The sequence below is a fragment of the Propioniciclava sp. genome (assembly GCF_047602245.1).
In the GTDB taxonomy this organism is placed as follows: Bacteria; Actinomycetota; Actinomycetes; order Propionibacteriales; family Propionibacteriaceae; genus Propioniciclava.
The window spans coordinates 2,177,447-2,192,014 of sequence record NZ_JASGHT010000001.1; the positions used below are offsets into that span (position 1 = coordinate 2,177,447).

At 68.9% G+C, this 14,568-nt stretch carries 13 protein-coding genes; 3 read left to right on the forward strand and 10 right to left on the reverse strand.

What is annotated here, in order from left to right:
- Positions 1–4: 4 nt before the first annotated feature.
- Genes dtd through QM708_RS10370 form a run of 3 tightly spaced genes read right to left on the reverse strand, consistent with a single transcriptional unit; the run spans position 5 to position 2,981 of the window.
- Positions 5–445 carry a D-aminoacyl-tRNA deacylase gene (dtd, locus tag QM708_RS10360; RefSeq protein WP_415107786.1) on the reverse strand — a complete coding sequence of 147 codons (441 nt, stop codon included), beginning with the start codon at positions 443–445 and terminating at the stop codon, positions 5–7.
- Positions 446–462: 17 nt separating this feature from the next.
- Positions 463–2,049: a hypothetical protein gene (locus tag QM708_RS10365; RefSeq protein WP_415107789.1), complete on the reverse strand. Its 1,587-nt coding sequence runs from the start codon at positions 2,047–2,049 to the stop codon at positions 463–465.
- Positions 2,046–2,981: a DUF559 domain-containing protein gene (locus QM708_RS10370; RefSeq protein WP_415107792.1), complete on the reverse strand. Its 936-nt coding sequence runs from the start codon at positions 2,979–2,981 to the stop codon at positions 2,046–2,048. The genes QM708_RS10365 and QM708_RS10370 overlap by 4 nt, the downstream gene beginning before the upstream one ends.
- 271 nt (positions 2,982–3,252) lie before the next feature.
- Here QM708_RS10370 and QM708_RS10375 point away from each other — a divergent pair, with 271 nt between their 5' ends.
- The 3 genes from QM708_RS10375 (at position 3,253) to QM708_RS10385 (ending at position 5,572) form a co-directional block, all read left to right on the forward strand.
- Positions 3,253–3,747, forward strand: coding sequence for an FABP family protein (locus QM708_RS10375; RefSeq protein WP_415107795.1), 495 nt, complete (start codon positions 3,253–3,255; stop codon positions 3,745–3,747).
- An 8-nt stretch (positions 3,748–3,755) separates the two neighbouring features.
- The gene (locus tag QM708_RS10380) at positions 3,756–4,769 is read left to right on the forward strand and encodes a YgfZ/GcvT domain-containing protein (protein WP_415107797.1); all 1,014 of its coding nucleotides are present in this window, start codon (positions 3,756–3,758) and stop codon (positions 4,767–4,769) included.
- A 110-nt stretch (positions 4,770–4,879) separates the two neighbouring features.
- A complete protein-coding gene (locus QM708_RS10385; protein ID WP_415107800.1) occupies positions 4,880–5,572 on the forward strand; it encodes a DUF4240 domain-containing protein in 693 nt (230 codons plus the stop codon).
- Between the two features lie 119 nt (positions 5,573–5,691).
- Here the strand turns inward: QM708_RS10385 and QM708_RS10390 are convergent, their stop codons facing one another.
- The 7 genes from QM708_RS10390 to QM708_RS10420 all read right to left on the reverse strand — a co-directional run bounded on the left by QM708_RS10390 (position 5,692) and on the right by QM708_RS10420 (position 14,558).
- Positions 5,692–6,690, reverse strand: coding sequence for a Gfo/Idh/MocA family protein (locus tag QM708_RS10390; protein WP_415107803.1), 999 nt, complete (start codon positions 6,688–6,690; stop codon positions 5,692–5,694).
- 13 nt (positions 6,691–6,703) lie between these two features.
- Complete coding sequence (gene typA, locus QM708_RS10395) at positions 6,704–8,569, reverse strand: translational GTPase TypA (RefSeq protein WP_415107806.1); 1,866 nt, start codon at positions 8,567–8,569, stop codon at positions 6,704–6,706.
- Between the two features lie 163 nt (positions 8,570–8,732).
- A complete protein-coding gene (locus tag QM708_RS10400; RefSeq protein ID WP_415107809.1) occupies positions 8,733–9,977 on the reverse strand; it encodes a lipopolysaccharide biosynthesis protein in 1,245 nt (414 codons plus the stop codon).
- A gap of 26 nt (positions 9,978–10,003) precedes the next feature.
- Positions 10,004–10,882 carry a LicD family protein gene (locus QM708_RS10405; protein WP_415107812.1) on the reverse strand — a complete coding sequence of 293 codons (879 nt, stop codon included), beginning with the start codon at positions 10,880–10,882 and terminating at the stop codon, positions 10,004–10,006.
- Positions 10,879–11,814: a DMT family transporter gene (locus tag QM708_RS10410; protein WP_415107815.1), complete on the reverse strand. Its 936-nt coding sequence runs from the start codon at positions 11,812–11,814 to the stop codon at positions 10,879–10,881. The genes QM708_RS10405 and QM708_RS10410 overlap by 4 nt, the downstream gene beginning before the upstream one ends.
- Positions 11,811–13,538 carry a phosphotransferase gene (locus QM708_RS10415; protein WP_415107818.1) on the reverse strand — a complete coding sequence of 576 codons (1,728 nt, stop codon included), beginning with the start codon at positions 13,536–13,538 and terminating at the stop codon, positions 11,811–11,813. Before QM708_RS10415 ends, QM708_RS10410 begins: the two co-directional genes overlap by 4 nt.
- Before the next feature lie 138 nt (positions 13,539–13,676).
- Positions 13,677–14,558, reverse strand: a complete 882-nt coding sequence (locus QM708_RS10420; RefSeq protein WP_415107821.1) for a glycosyltransferase family 2 protein — start codon at positions 14,556–14,558, stop codon at positions 13,677–13,679.
- Positions 14,559–14,568 lie beyond the last annotated feature (10 nt).

The window sequence follows — 14,568 nt, forward strand, 5'->3', positions numbered from 1 at the left end:
ATGTTCAGCGTGACCAAACGGTGCTGTCGAGGATGAGCGTGACGGGGCCATCGTTGACCAGTTCGACCTGCATGTGCGCCCCGAAAAGTCCCGTCTCGACCGTGGCGCCCCGGGCACGCAGCGCCGCGACGAAGGCGTCCACCAGCGGCTCGGAAACCGGACCCGGTGCGGCGGCCGACCAGGACGGGCGGCGTCCCTTGCGCACGTCGGCGTACAGGGTGAACTGGCTGACCGCCAGGATCGGTGCCCCGAGATCGGACGCCGACACCTCGCCTTCGAAGATCCGCAGGCCCCAGACCTTCTCGGCCAGCCTGTCGGCGTCCGCGGCGGTGTCGCCGTGCGTGACGCCGACCAGGATGCACAGGCCGGGGCCGTCAATGGCGCCCACCATCTCGTTACCGACGCGGACGGATGCGCGGGCCACCCTTTGAATGACGAGCTTCATGGGTCCCTCTCTGCGGGCTACTGGTAGGAGATGAACTGGGGGGTGGGGCGCACCTGGGCGACGGTCTGCGCCGGGGTGAGCATCGGGGCGTCCTCGTCCTCGAAGTTCTTCCAGCCCAGCCAGGTGCGCGCGGGCAGGTTCGCGCGGATCGCCGCCCAGGTGTTCTGCTTGTCGCCCTGGCTGCCCTGGCCGTCGACGTGCACGAGGTATTGCACTTCGGGCCGGGTGGTGTCGAGGCGGGCGCGCTCGGTGATCATCCGGGTCTGGAACTGGTGCAGGATCAGCACCTTCGGCGGAAGCTCGTGCGCCTGAACCAGGTCGGCCAGCCAGGTGCCGACCCGGTTCACCTCGTCCACGCCGACCTGGCCGATGCTGACCAGATGGCGCCCGTCGGGGCGCAGCCGCCACTCGGGGTCGAGCGCGAGGCCGACGCGGGGGCGGCGCAGCAGCTCCTCGTAGCGTTTGGCCTGGGTGAGGAAGTCGGTGCGGCCCGGCTGCAGATCGAGCACGACGTAGATCCCGGCCTTTTCGGCGGCCTCGATCCACGGCATCAGCTGCTCGATCGGGGTCTCGTGGGAGTAGTCGCCGTCGCCGCCGGCTTGCGCCGAGGCGACCGTGGTGATGATCTCGAACGCGCCCATCACCTCGTCGTCGGTGATCAGTGGCTTGTACTGATCGACCAGCTTCGTGAGCCGGGCGACGGCCGCGGCGGGCGGCTGCTCGCCCATCATGCCGAGCGCCGGCGTCGACGGGTGGCCGTAGAGCGCAATCATGTGGCGGCCGGGGAAGGGGACGACTCCGCCGCCGGGGAACTCTGGCGCGGTGCGGGTGACCTTTACCTGGGTGGCGAACTGCTGGTCGTCGCCGAATCCCTCGCCGATCGCGACGACCGGTCCCTGGTGGGCGCGGACGTGAGCGGTCGAGGTGAGGTCGGCGCCCGGGTGCGGTACCGGAATGCCCAGGGGCCGCAGGCCGGCCGCGGCCAGGGTGGTCGCCGTGGGTGCGGCGATCTCGCCGTGGGCGAACGACAGCCCGTCGCTGCCGGGCGGCGTCGCGGGCAGGCCCGGCAGCGACACCTCGGCGGCCTCGGCCGGGCCGGGGATCACCTCGCGGGAACCGAAGTCGAGACCTTCGGCGTCGTAGGCGATCACCGTGCGTGTCTGCAGCCGGTCGAGTTCGGCGATCAGGCCGGGCGACCAGGCGAAGAAGGGAAGGCCCAGGTCGCGCGCGACCTGCGCGGCCGTGGCGGTGAGGTGAGGGTCGGGCCGGGCCGGTTGCGCGCTCGGACTCGCGGCCGGTGTCGCGGTGCGCGCAGGTTTGGCTGTCGGGGTGGGGGTCGCCGGGGTCGGGGTGGTGGTGCCGGCCCCGGGCCCGATCACCACGACGGCAGTGGCCGCGGCCAGCAGCGCACGGCTCGTTGCCAGCGCCCCGTCGGGGCCCGGTGGCAGGACCAGGTCGGCGGTCAGCCGGGAGGCCACGATGCGATGTTCGTTGGGAGGGAGCCGGGGCGGGGTGTCGTCATCGCGGGGCTGCAGGGTGCACCCGGCGATCGTCAGTGCCGCGCCCGAGGTGGCTCCGGTGAGGAGGAGGCGGCGAGAGATCATGGCGTCCAGGTTGTCATATGTGGGGCAGCCTTCCGGGCGTTGCGCGCGGCGATCCGCAAGCCCTGCGTCTCGGCGCGGACCCCAATGACCTGGAGCATGCGCGCGCGTGTCGTGACGGGATCGTCGAGAAAGGCGGAGGCGGAGATCCGCACCACCTGCCAGCCCAGGCAGGTGAGCTGCAGATCCCGGTCGCGGTCGCGCTCGAACGCCACCCGGTCGTGATGGAAGGCGTAGCCATCGACCTCAAGGGCGAGCATGAGCGCGGGCAGGGCGAGATCGAGGTAGGCGCGCGATCGGTCGAGGAGCGCGACCGGGTGATTGGTCCGGTACTCCAGTCCGAGGCGGAGGCTCCGGTATTCGTGGTGCAGCGCCCGCTCAGCCTCCGACCATGGCTCGTCGCGGGAATCGCGTAACAGTGCCCGCAGGCGTGTGTTGCCGGGCCGGCCCGGGATCAGGTCGAGCGCGCCGTGCAGGTCGGCGAGGGAGCAGGCGCGGCGCCGGAATGCCTCGTCGATCGCCCGGCCTCCCAGGGTGGAGGCGAGCTGGAGTGCACTGAGCGCCGGACTGGCCAGGCGGAGGCCGTGCCGTTCGGCGATCAGTTCGGCCGGAACGCCGGCCTGGGTCCACCGGAACCCCGGGAAGGGCGGGTGAACCGTGGACCGTGACACCACGATCTCCTCGGCGGACACCCCCGGCCACCACAGCAACTGCGCCGCGGCGGCGCCCACGATCACGCCGTCGGGATCGCGCCGGCTCAAGGCGAGTGCGCGAAGCGCCGGGGTGATGCTGCGATCGGCGGCGGCGTGAACGCCGGGGGCGACTTCGATCATGCGGCCCGCGCGAACCGCCCTGACGAGACGGCGTCGGTCAGCCGCGGTGCGCGCGACCACGAGTCCGTGGTCGTCGGCGAGGTCATCGAAACGGTGATTCATGCCCTGACGGTCGGCGGGCAGTGCTCGATCGAGGCACTCGTTGTCGGTGGCTGTGGATGATGGTGGTCGATTTCTATGTCCAGATCCACAGGCCGACGCATCGCCCCTTGTCGTGGGAGGGGTGCCGGCAACTGGACATAGAAATCGACCATCGATGCCCGCAGACCCGCAGCCGACCGCATTGAGGTCGGGCGACGGCATCAGGCATAGGTACGGGGAAGAATGGGGACCGATTGAGTGTTGAGCACCCGAGACGACGCAAGGAGACACCGTGTTCGAGATTCCCGCCGACCTGAACCCCGCCCTCGCCGGCCTGGCCTGGCTGCGGGGCCGCTGGGAAGGCACCGGCTACCGCGAATGGCCGGGGGAGGAGAAGATCCAGTTCGGCGTGCAGATCGACTTCACCGAGAACGGCGGCGACTACCTGCACTATCTCGCGCAGATGTTCATCCTCGATGCCGACGGCCGCCCCGAGCGCCCGCTCACGATCGAGACCGGCTTCTGGCGCGCCACGCCCGATGCGAAGGCCGACGTGGTGATGTGCAGCCCCGACGGCTACTCCGAGATCTGGTACGGCCCGGTCACGCCCGGCCGGCTCGACCTGACCACCGACGCGGTGGTCCGCTCCCCGCTGGCGACCGTCGAGTACACCGCAGGCCGGCGCCTGTACGGCAACGTCGACGGTCAGCTGATGTACAGCTTCGACCGGGCCACCACCGATCAGCCGCTGCGCCCCTACATGTGGGCGACGTTGCGGCGGATGTGAGGCGACCCGTGAGTATCGACGGCGCGGTCGCCCACACCGACGGCCCCGACGCGGGAGCGATCTGGCACTACGGCGATCCGCTGCGCGAGCAGCGCCTGTTGCAGGCGGGGAAGGCGGCCGCCGACCTCTCGCACCGGCCCGTCTTCACCGTGGGCGGCCCCGACCGGCTGACCTGGCTGCACGCGATCACCTCGCAGGCGTTCGAGGGCCTCGCGCCCGGAACGCCGGTGTCCGCGTTCATCCTCGACCCGCAGGGCCACATCGAGCACGCCTTTGCGGGCATTGATGACGGGGAGACGTTCTGGGCGCACACCGAGCCGGGTCGCCTGGAGCCGTTGCTCGCATGGCTGCGGCGGATGGTGTTCGCCTCCCGCGTCGAGATCGCCGACGTGAGCGACACCTATGGCGTCATCGGGACAGTCCTGATGAACGGTGCAGCTGGGGCCGATGTCGAGGATTCCGACGATGCCTCGAACGCCACGCGCGAACTCGGCACCGCGCATGCACCGCTGCGATACCGGGTGGTGCCACGCGCTGAACTGGAGGCGGCGCTCGGCGAGGTTCGCGCCGGAACCTGGGCCGTCGAGGCGCTGCGGATCGCCGCCGGTCAACCCCGGATTTTCCTCGACACGGATGCTCGCGCGATCCCCAACGAGATCGCGGTGCCCGACGGGGATCGACTCGGCGACGCGGTTCACCTGAAGAAGGGCTGCTATCGCGGCCAGGAGACGGTCGCCCGCGTGCACACCCTCGGACGTCCCCCGCGCCGCCTGGTGCTGCTGCACCTGGATGGCTCGGACGAGCGCTTGCCGGAGGTCGGCACCGACGTGCTGGCCGAGGGTCGCGTGGTCGGCCGGATGGGCACCGCCGCGATTCACCACGAGCTTGGCCCGATCGGGTTGGCGCTGTTCAAGCGCAACACCCCGGTCGACGCGCCGCTGACGGTCGACGGCATCGCCGCCTCGCAAGAGGTGGTCGTCGATCCGGACGTCGGCCAGCACTTCCGGGCGCGTCTCACCTGAAGCGGCCTCCCCAGATGTCTGATCGAGCGTTGGCGCTGAGTTTTGATGGCGATGGGCGGAGTCTTTTCCCCCGAGAACAGTTGGTCGCTGTCAGTCAACGTTATGCGGTGGTGCGCGAGTTCGCTGCCACGGACGGCGACTGGGTGAGGTGGAAGCACTCCTTCGGCTCGGGATTCCTGAGTCTCATGGTTTCATTTCGTGAAGATCACGCGAAGCCACGGCTTCGTGTGCGGCACGACGTCGTGGAGGTGGATCTCTGCGTCTCGGTGAGGCGGTTCGAGGGTCTGTCGGGGGCAAGGCTCACGGCGCGGGCTGTCGAATTGCTTGAGGAGGTGTTGGTATCCGTACAGCGCACGACGTCGCCGCCGTGCCCCTGGTTTCTGGGGCGGACGAAGCGTGAGTGCGAGGCTGGATACTCGCGTCCGGAACGTGCTCCCGAGCCCCGCGACATCACGATCGTGCCACAGCCACGTCTGATGAGCGCGGCGGAGTTCTGGCGACGTGTCGATGAGCATCGGCTCCCTTCGCCTCGGCCAAGCGCTGCGGGGGCGCGTTTCTCTGAGAGGTGCCGACTTCTCATGGCGGGGCTGGACACCGAGCGTCATCGTGCGTGCGGAGAGAGTGTTCTCGGGTTCATCAGTGATGACGTGTGGGAGGACATTCTGGTTTGGCTGGTGCTACAGGGCGAGCGGAAGTACCACCGGTTCGTCAAGGATGAGGCGGCGCTCGTCAAACAGCTAGCGGTCTTTGAAGAACGGGAGCCGGAGTTTGATGGTTCGTGGCTGGCTGAGTTGGAAGCCTGATCTTCATCACAAGGTCGCTTCCGGTACTACCCTTGATCGGCCGACGCACGGCGGTAGGTGATGGTCGATGATATACGGCGGTAGGTGATGGTCGATGATATGAGGTGTCGGTCGCGGGCTCAGGAGAAAACGATGCCGTGCTCGGCTCGGTAGTCCGCGAGGACGGCGTCCACGACATCGGCGGTGCGCAGGGCTGTCGCGCCGGTGCTGGACGCCGCTGAGGCGTGGCCGGTGAGCACGTCGGTGATCTGCTGGATCAGTGGCAACTGCACGACCGCGGGGTAGGGCGCGGGGATCGCGGTGCACTCGCCGCCGCGGATCAACTGGATCGGGTCCTCACCGAAGCACGGCATCCGCAGGGTGCCTGCCGTGCCGATGACCTCGATCATGTCGGTGCGGCGCGAGGACGCGAACTCCCACAGTCCGGTCCCGAGCACGCCGTTGGCGAACGTGAAGGACGCCGCGACGCTGGTCTCGGCCGAACCGCGGCCGCGGAGCGGGTGCCCCGCATGCCCGCTGACCCGGCTGATCGGGCCGAACACATGGTCGAGCCAGTCGAGGGTGTGCGAGGCCAGGTCGACGAAGAGCCCTCCGCCGGCCGCCCGCGGGTCGAGCCGCCAGGGCAGCGGTCCCGGCGTGCTGGTCCGGTCGGTCTGCTCCAGCTTCACCGCGACCGCGTGCACCTCGCCGAGTTCGGTCGCGATCAGTTCGCGCGCCAACTCGAACCGGGGCATCGTCCGGCGGTAGTACGCCACGAACACCGGCACGCCCGCCCCGGACGCCGCCTCCAGCATCTGCCGGCACTCGGCGCCGGTGCGCGCCATCGGCTTCTCGACGTACACCGGCTTGCCTGCCTGGGCGACCCGGACGGCGTAGTCGCAGTGGGAATCCGGCGGTGTCGCGATGTAGACGGCATCCACCTCGGGATCGGCGATCAGCGCGTCGGCATCGTCGTAGGCCCGGGGGACGCCGTGGCGCCGCGCGTAGTCGCGGGCCCGCTCACCGTCGCGGCGCATGACCGCCACCAACGCTGACCGCTCGGCCTGCTGGAACCCGGGCCCACTCTTGCGCTCGGTCACGTCGCCGACGCCGATGATGCCCCACCGCACACGATCCATCCGGTCAGCCTACTCAGGCGTCTTTCTTGGCGCGGTTGCGGGTGCGGGCGCGCTCGTGGGCGTCCAGGATCGTCTTGCGCATCCGGACCGCGGACGGGGTGACCTCCAGGCATTCGTCGGCGCGGCAGAATTCGAGGGCCTGCTCCAGCGAATGCAGCCGCGGGGGCACCAGGCGTTCGAGCTCTTCACCGGTGGAGGAGCGCACGTTGGTGAGCTTCTTCTCCTTGGTCGGGTTGACGTCCATGTCGTCGGGGCGCGGGTTCTCGCCGACGATCATGCCCTGGTACACCTCTTCGCCGGGCGCGACGAACAGGACGCCGCGCTCCTGCAGGTTGAACAGGGCGTAGGCGGTGACCGCGCCGATCCGGTCGGCGACCAGCGAACCGGTGAGGCGGGTCTTGATCTCGCCGGCCCACGGCTCGTAGCCCTCGAAGACGTGGTGCATGATGCCGGTGCCACGGGTCTCGGTGAGGAATTCGGTGCGGAAGCCGATCAGGCCGCGCGCGGGCACGACGAACTCCAGGCGCACCCAGCCGGTGCCGTGGTTGATCATCTGTTCCATCCGGCCCTTGCGGGTGCCCATCAGCTGGGTGACGGTGCCCAGATGCTCCTCGGGCACGTCGACGGTGAGCCGCTCGACGGGCTCGTGCAGCTTGCCGTCGATGGTGCGGGTGAGCACCTCGGGCTTGCCGACCGTCAACTCGAAGCCTTCGCGGCGCATCATCTCGACCAGGATGGCCAGCTGTAGTTCGCCACGGCCCTGCACCTCCCAGGTGTCGGGACGCTCGGTGGGCAACACCTTGATCGACACGTTGCCGATCAGTTCGGCGTCCAGGCGGGCCTTCACCAGGCGAGCGGTGAGCTTCTTGCCCGACTTGCCGGCCAGCGGCGAGGTGTTGATGCCGATGGTCATCGAGATGGACGGCTCGTCGACATGGATCAGCGGCAAGGCCTGCGGGTTGGCCGGGTCGGACAGGGTTTCGCCGATGGTGATCTCGGGAATGCCGGCGATCGCGACGATGTCGCCGGGGCCGGCCGATTCGGCCGGGACGCGCTCCAGCGCGTTGGTCATCAGCAGCTCCGACAGCTTCACCGTCGCGGTGCTGCCGTCGCGGCGGATCCAGGCCACCTGCTGGCCGCGCTTCATGGTGCCCTCCACGATGCGGCACAGCGCGAGCCGGCCCAGGTAGGGCGAGGAATCCAGGTTGGTGACGTGCGCCTGCAGCGGCGCGCCCTCGGTGTAGGTGGGTGCGGGGATGTTCTGCATCAGCACCTCGAACAGCGGCTCGAGGTTTTCCGAGTCGGGCATGCCGGCGTCCGCGGGCTGGGTGAGCGAGGCGCGCCCGGCCTTGGCGGCGGCGTACACGATCGGGAAGTCGAGCAGGTCGGCCTGGTCGTCATCGACCAGATCCATGAACAGGGCGTAGACCTCGTCGACGACCTCGCTGATCCGGGCGTCCGCACGGTCGACCTTGTTGATCACCACGATGATCGGCAGCTTCTTGGCCAGCGCCTTGCGCAGCACGAAGCGGGTCTGCGGCAGCGGGCCCTCCGAGGCGTCCACCAGCAGCAGGACGCCGTCGACCATCTCCAGGCCGCGTTCGACCTCGCCGCCGAAGTCGGCGTGGCCGGGGGTGTCGATGATGTTGATCGTCACCGTCTGCCCGTCGGCCATGGTGTGCTCGACGGCGGTGTTCTTGGCGAGAATGGTGATGCCCTTCTCGCGTTCCAGATCCATCGAGTCCATGACGCGCTTCTCCACGTCCTGGTTCTCACGGAAGGCTCCCGACTGCCACAGCATGGCGTCGACCAGCGTGGTCTTGCCGTGATCGACGTGGGCGATGATGGCGACGTTACGCAGGTCGGCGCGTGTGGGCATGCAAGAACTCTCTGGGCGACAGTGGGAGACGCTTCACTCTACGCGCGGACGCCGTCAACACGTTAACCGGCCCCGTCGGTCTCCACCGATCGGACGCCGCGGGGCACCTCCGGCCTCCCGTGCGGACGCCCGGGGCAGCGGACGGATGCCGAGGCGCGGGGGATCAGCGGGCGGAGGCCGAGGCGGGGGAACGCCCGATTCCCACCACGAAGAACCCGGCGAACACGGCCGCGAGCAGCGCCATCGCGCCGCCGTAGGCGAGGCAGGCGCCGAGCATGCCGAGGCGGGGGATCAGCAGCAGCACCATCGCGGCCACGGCCGCCGCGGCGGCGACGTAGCCCACGAACACGTGGCGCTGGCTGCGCATGGTGACGAGGGCGTAGTAGAGCACGACGCCCGCCGCGTTGAACGCGCCGCCCGCGACCAGGACGAGCAGTTCGGTCAAGAATGCGGACAGGTCCACGCCGTAGATGAACCCGAGCAGTGGCAGGCCGATGGCCCAGCTGATCCCGAAGGTGACCGCGGTGGCGGCGACGACCGCGAGCAGGCCCCGGCGGACGACGCCGAGGAAGGCCGCGCGGTCGTGGCCGTTCCAGTGCACCGCCATCGTGGTCAGCAGCGGCTTGAAGATGGCCAGGCCGAGCAGGTTGATCACCAGGGCCGGCATGAACAGGATCGCGTAGTAGGTCTGTTCCTCCCGCGAGAGGAAGTGCTCGATGCCGAACCGGGGCGCGCTGCTGAGGAATACCGACAAGAAGGCGCCGAAGAACAGCGGCAGGCAGGTGCGCAGCAGCGAGCCCACCGCGCTGGCCACGAAGGTGGGAGCGATGGCGTACCGGGCGCGCGCCGCCGGCAGGTTGAGTGCGATCAGTGCGACGAACGAGCCGGCGATGGTGACGACGCAGGTGACCAGCAGGTCCCCGGTGGCGGCGAGCGCGGCCGTGAACAGCACCGTGGTGATCAGCGTCCGGTAGAAGTAGGCGCGACCGGCCACGTCGAGGCGTCCCAGCCGCTGGAATTCGCCGTGGAAGACGTCCTCGAACGCATCGAACACCCGCAGGAAGCCGACCAGCACGATGAGCAGCGAGTCGAGGGTGAACCCGTTGGAGGCCAGTGCGAACACGACGATGCCGGCGATCATCAGCCCCGTGGTCACCAGCCGTGCCGCGTGGTAGCTGCCGAAGCCGAACCGGTGCTCCACATCGGTGGCATGCAGCGGCCTGACCTCGAAGGCGCCGAGCATCTGGAACTGCTGGCCGAGCGCGAACGCGAACGCGAACGTGCCGGCGGCGTATTCGCCGAGCAGCCGGGTGACCACCAGCAGCATGATCACGGTGGAGGCAGCCGCCATGACGCTGCTGGCCGTGTTCCAGAAGTAGTCCCGCCCGACCTGCGAGGTGAGTTGCACCCGGTCAGCGTACGCGACGCCGCAGGTCAGCCCTCGGGCAGTTCCAGCAGATAGGGATAGTGGTTCTTCCGCTTGTCAGCGGGCGGCAGCGTCATGTAGTCGCCGTAGCCGCGCCGCAGCACGGCGTCCACGTTGCGGGGCAGCTTGACGGTGATGTCCTCGAACGGGGCATCGGACGCCGGGTACAGATCGTCGGTGCTCGCCGCCCAGGCGCGCGGGTCGCGGTCGGAGTAGTCGGCCATCTGCGCGGTGGACTCGTGTTCGTACTGACGGGCCGCGCGCTCCCACCGAGCCTGCAGGAAGCGCGGGGAGACCCGGAGGGTCCGCAGCCCCCAGTGCGCGATCCGGGTCGCGGTCAACACCAGGGCGCGCTTGGGCCCGGACAGTTCGACGTGCGGCGTCGGCGTGGCGCGCAGGATCAGCAGGCGTCCCCACAGCCAGGTGCGCCGGCTCTGCCGGCGGTAGGCGCGTTCATCGCCGGGCATATTGTCCAGCGGGAAGATGTCGACCGCCAGCGGACGCCGGTAGCTGAGGGTGCGGTAGAACTCGGGGACGAACGCCGTCCCCTTCTGCCCGAGGTAGGCGTAGGTGGCCGGGAAGTCGGCGTGCGTGCGCATGCTGTCGACGGTGAACTCCGGCCCGATCACCGCCGGCGCCTCGCGCAGGAACCGCTCGTAGGCGGCGCGGCTCATGCAGACGTCCGCGTCGTCGTCCCAGGGCACGAAACCGCCGTGCCGCACCGCGCCGATCGCCGTGCCGCCGTAGACGACGTAGGGAATGTCGAGCAGCCGGCACACCCGGTCGACCTCGGCCAGGATCCGGGTCAGCGCCAGTTGGGTCTGCCGCAGGACGGCCGGGTCGTAGCTCTTGTACTGACCCTGGGGGCGTCGGGATGAGGTCGTCATCGCCAGCTCAGCTCCCGCCAGCTCAGCTCCCGCCAGTTCGGCGAGGCGGCGAGCACCGTGCCGATCAGGATGGCGATGCAGCACACGATCACCAGCGGTGTCGGGACGGTGCCGATCAGGATCAGGCCGAACAGGACCGCCCACGCCGAGTAGGAGATGTTGAGCGCCATGCCGCGCGAGGCGCCGATCGTGTCGATCGCCTTGTAGTAGAAGAGGTAGGACGCCGTGCCGGCGACGGCCGCCAGCGCGACGACGCCCATCGCGGGCGAGGTGCCGGCCTTGACGGCGAATCCGGCCACGCTGAAGATCGGCAGCACGACCAGCGCGTACACCACGCCGGAGGTCGTCTCGCGGATGTGCAGCGCGGTCTCGTTGTCGACGGCTTCGTCGCGCATGCCCCAGGCGAGGATGACGGCCTCCGAACCCCAGCCGACCACGCACAGCAGGGCCGCGGCAACGCCCAGCAGCGCGGCACCGCCCGAGGCGGCGTCCGTCGAGCTCCAGCTCATCACGATGACGCCGGTGAGCGCCACGAACAGGGCGACGATCTGGCCGACGCGCATCCTCTCCTTGAGGAAGACATAGGCCAGCAGCGAGCCGACCGCCGGGTAGAACGACGAGATCACCGCGGTGTAGCCGGGGCCGATGTTGTTGATGGCGATCAGGTAGCCGGTCATGCCGAGCGGTCCGCCGAGGATCGCGCCGAGCATGACGGCGCGGCCGCTGCGGGTCTTGACGGCCGCCCAGGTGTCCTTGAGCCGGCGGCGTGCACCCATGTAGACGAAGAGGATGATCGCGCAGGCGGCGTCGTGCAGGAACGCGCTCGCCACGGCGGCCTCGGGGGCGTCCAGGAACGGCGCGATGCCGAGCGCGATGCTGAGGACCACGGTGCTGAGGCCCCACAGCATGCCGCTGGCCAGACCGAACTTCATGCGGTGACACCCTTCGTCGAGGCGGCCTGGCCGCTCAGATCCTCAAACCAGTCGCCCGAGGGCTGCTCGTACCACGCCAGCACCCGGTCGACGTGGTGGGCGGCGTGCACGTAGTAGATGTAGAGCCACTCGCCGACGTTGTCGCCCTCGGCCTCCTTGGCCAGCGCCCACACGTACCAGCACCAGCCGGCGAGCACGATGTAGGCGAAGAAATGCCGCCGCTCGGCGGGCGTGGCCGGACGCCCGAAGTAGGCGTCCAGCGCCTCGGACGCCGCGTCGAGGGGCAGTTGGCTGCACACCACGAAGGTGCCGAAGTCGTTCGCGATGTCCGACATGCCGGCGTATTCCCAGTCGATCAGGTGGATATCGCCGCCGGCGTCGATGAGCAGATTCTGCGGGAAGAAGTCGTTGTGGCTGGGCACCTGCGGGTAGCCGTCGGCGTCCGCGTGCCGCTTGAGCCGGATCACCTTCTCTTTGAGCTCGAAATAGCCCGGCACATCGATCGGGCCGTGCGAGGCCAGCAGACGCTCGTAGGCCTCGCCCTCGTCGAAGAAGTCGAAGCGCCGCTTCAGCTTCTTGCCGCTCTCGTGCAGCAGCCGGTCCATTCGCATCGCGGCGCGGAGCTGGCCTGGATCCTGCGGGTCGAGGGTGCGGACGTCGGGCAGGAATCGGGAGATCTTCCAGCCCCGCTTCGGGTCGGCGTGCAGGAAGGTGCTGTCCAGGCCCAGCCTGCGGGCGAGCTTGAGCGCCTTCACCTCCGCCTTGCGGTCGATCATCTTCTCGGTGCCCACGCCGGGATGCCGGTAGACGTACTCGGCGCCGTCGACGGAGAAGTGGCAGGACAGGTTGGTGATGCCCTGTTTGAGCGGGTAGAAGTCCGAGATCTCGGTCTTGGCGCACCCCAGGGTCGCGGCGATGTTGTCGAGCGCCTCGGAATCGACGTTCTCGATGAACGTGTCGTCGAAGCCGCGCAGTTCGTCGAGGGAGTCGAATTCGTGGATGGCCGTGGACGGGTAGCGGCGGGCGATCATGCGCAACTCGTCGATGTGGTCGAGGTAGAGCGACTCCCACAGCTTGGGCGCGGTCGTCGGCAGGTCGTATTCCTCTTCGAGAATGCGCCGGAAGGTGGCCGAGAAAGCGCGGTCGAAGTAGACATGGCCCAGCATGACCCAGGCGTCGCGCCCGCCCACGGTGACCTCGGTGATCACCTCGTCGTCGCCGGTCGTGACGCACCATTCGTCGGTGTCGCCCTCGACGTACCGGGTGGCGTAGTACGCCTCGTAGACGTAGCGTTCGAACGGGTTCTCGGCGAAGTAGTTGTCGGAGGAGCACACGAAGGTGTTGCCCAGCCGGGCGCGGGCCGCCCACAGCGTCGAGTGGTTGTTGCGGGTCGCGTACACCGGGTTGACCATGATGCTGACGCCGAACTCGGCGGCCAGATAGAAGAAGTATTCGCCCTTGTAGCCGACGACCACGGTGATGTCGGTGATGCCGGCCTCGTGCAACTGCCGGATCTGCCGTTCGATCAGCACCTCGCCGCGCACCCGCAGCAGTCCCTTCGGCTTCTCGTACGAGATGGGCGCGAACCGCTCCGACATGCCGGCGGCCATGATGACCGCGTTGTCCACCTGGTAGGGAGCCAGCGCGCTCAGTTCGTCGTCGCTGAGCTCGCGCTCGGCCATCGCGGCGCGCAGCGTCGCGAATTCCTCGCGTGTCAGTGTCATCTCACGTCCGTTTCGCCGAAAAGATATCGATCGGCGTCCCCGACGCCGAGCAAAGGCTAACGGAAGATGAACAGTTTTCTGTGGTTTGGCTGTCCACGACCTGTGTGTCGAGGCGCAGGTGGCCCCTCCAGGCGGGGGTCAGCGGACGAGGTGCTCGCCGAGGTTGCGGACGCCGGCGGTCCTGCGGTGCAACGCCGCCTTGGGCAGGAGCGTCAGCGCGTGCAGGCGCGAGGTGAGGTGTGCGCGTGCCGTCCTGGCCGCCTTCGGCCATCCGTTCGCGGCCATCTCCTCGGCCATCTGGTAGAAGAAGCGGCGTTCCTCTTCGAACCGGACGCCGTCCAGCGCCTTGACCGACGAGTCCGAACCCGAGTGCCGGCGGTACAGGAAGGCCGCGGTGTCGTCGAGCAGCAGCGAGCCGCCCTGCCTGACGATGTCAAGGACGAGGGCGAGGTCCTGCACCACGTGGTAGTCCTCGCGGAACCCGACCGCGGTGATCCGTTCCGCGCGCCAGCCGATCGAGGGGAAGTAGAGCCAGTTGCTGGCCAGTAGGGACGCTGCCAGCTTCTCGCCGCGCAGCAGGCGTGGGCCGCGGCCTTTGGGGCGGTAGGCGTCCTTGATCTGTTCCACCAGCGTGCGCGACGGGGCGCCGTTCTCGTCGATGACGAACACGCCGGGCTGGAACACGTCCGCCTCGGGGAACCGGGCGGCCCGGTCGACGAGCCAGGCCACGTAGTTGGGCAGCATGATGTCGTCGGCGCCCATCACCACGACCAGTTCGTGCTCGACGAAGCCGAGTGCCTTGCGGTAGTTGCCGTTCGCGCCGAGGTTGACCTCGTTGCGCAGGTAGGTGATCCGGTCGTCGCCCAGCGAGGCGAACCAGCCGGGGATGGACGCGTCGGGGTAGCCGTCGTCGACGACGACCATGCGCCAGTCGGGATCGGATTGCTGCCGCACCGACTGCACCGCGAGCTTCATCAGTTCCACGTCGCCGTAGAAGGGGAACAGGATGTCGACAGTCATGCGGGCGAGA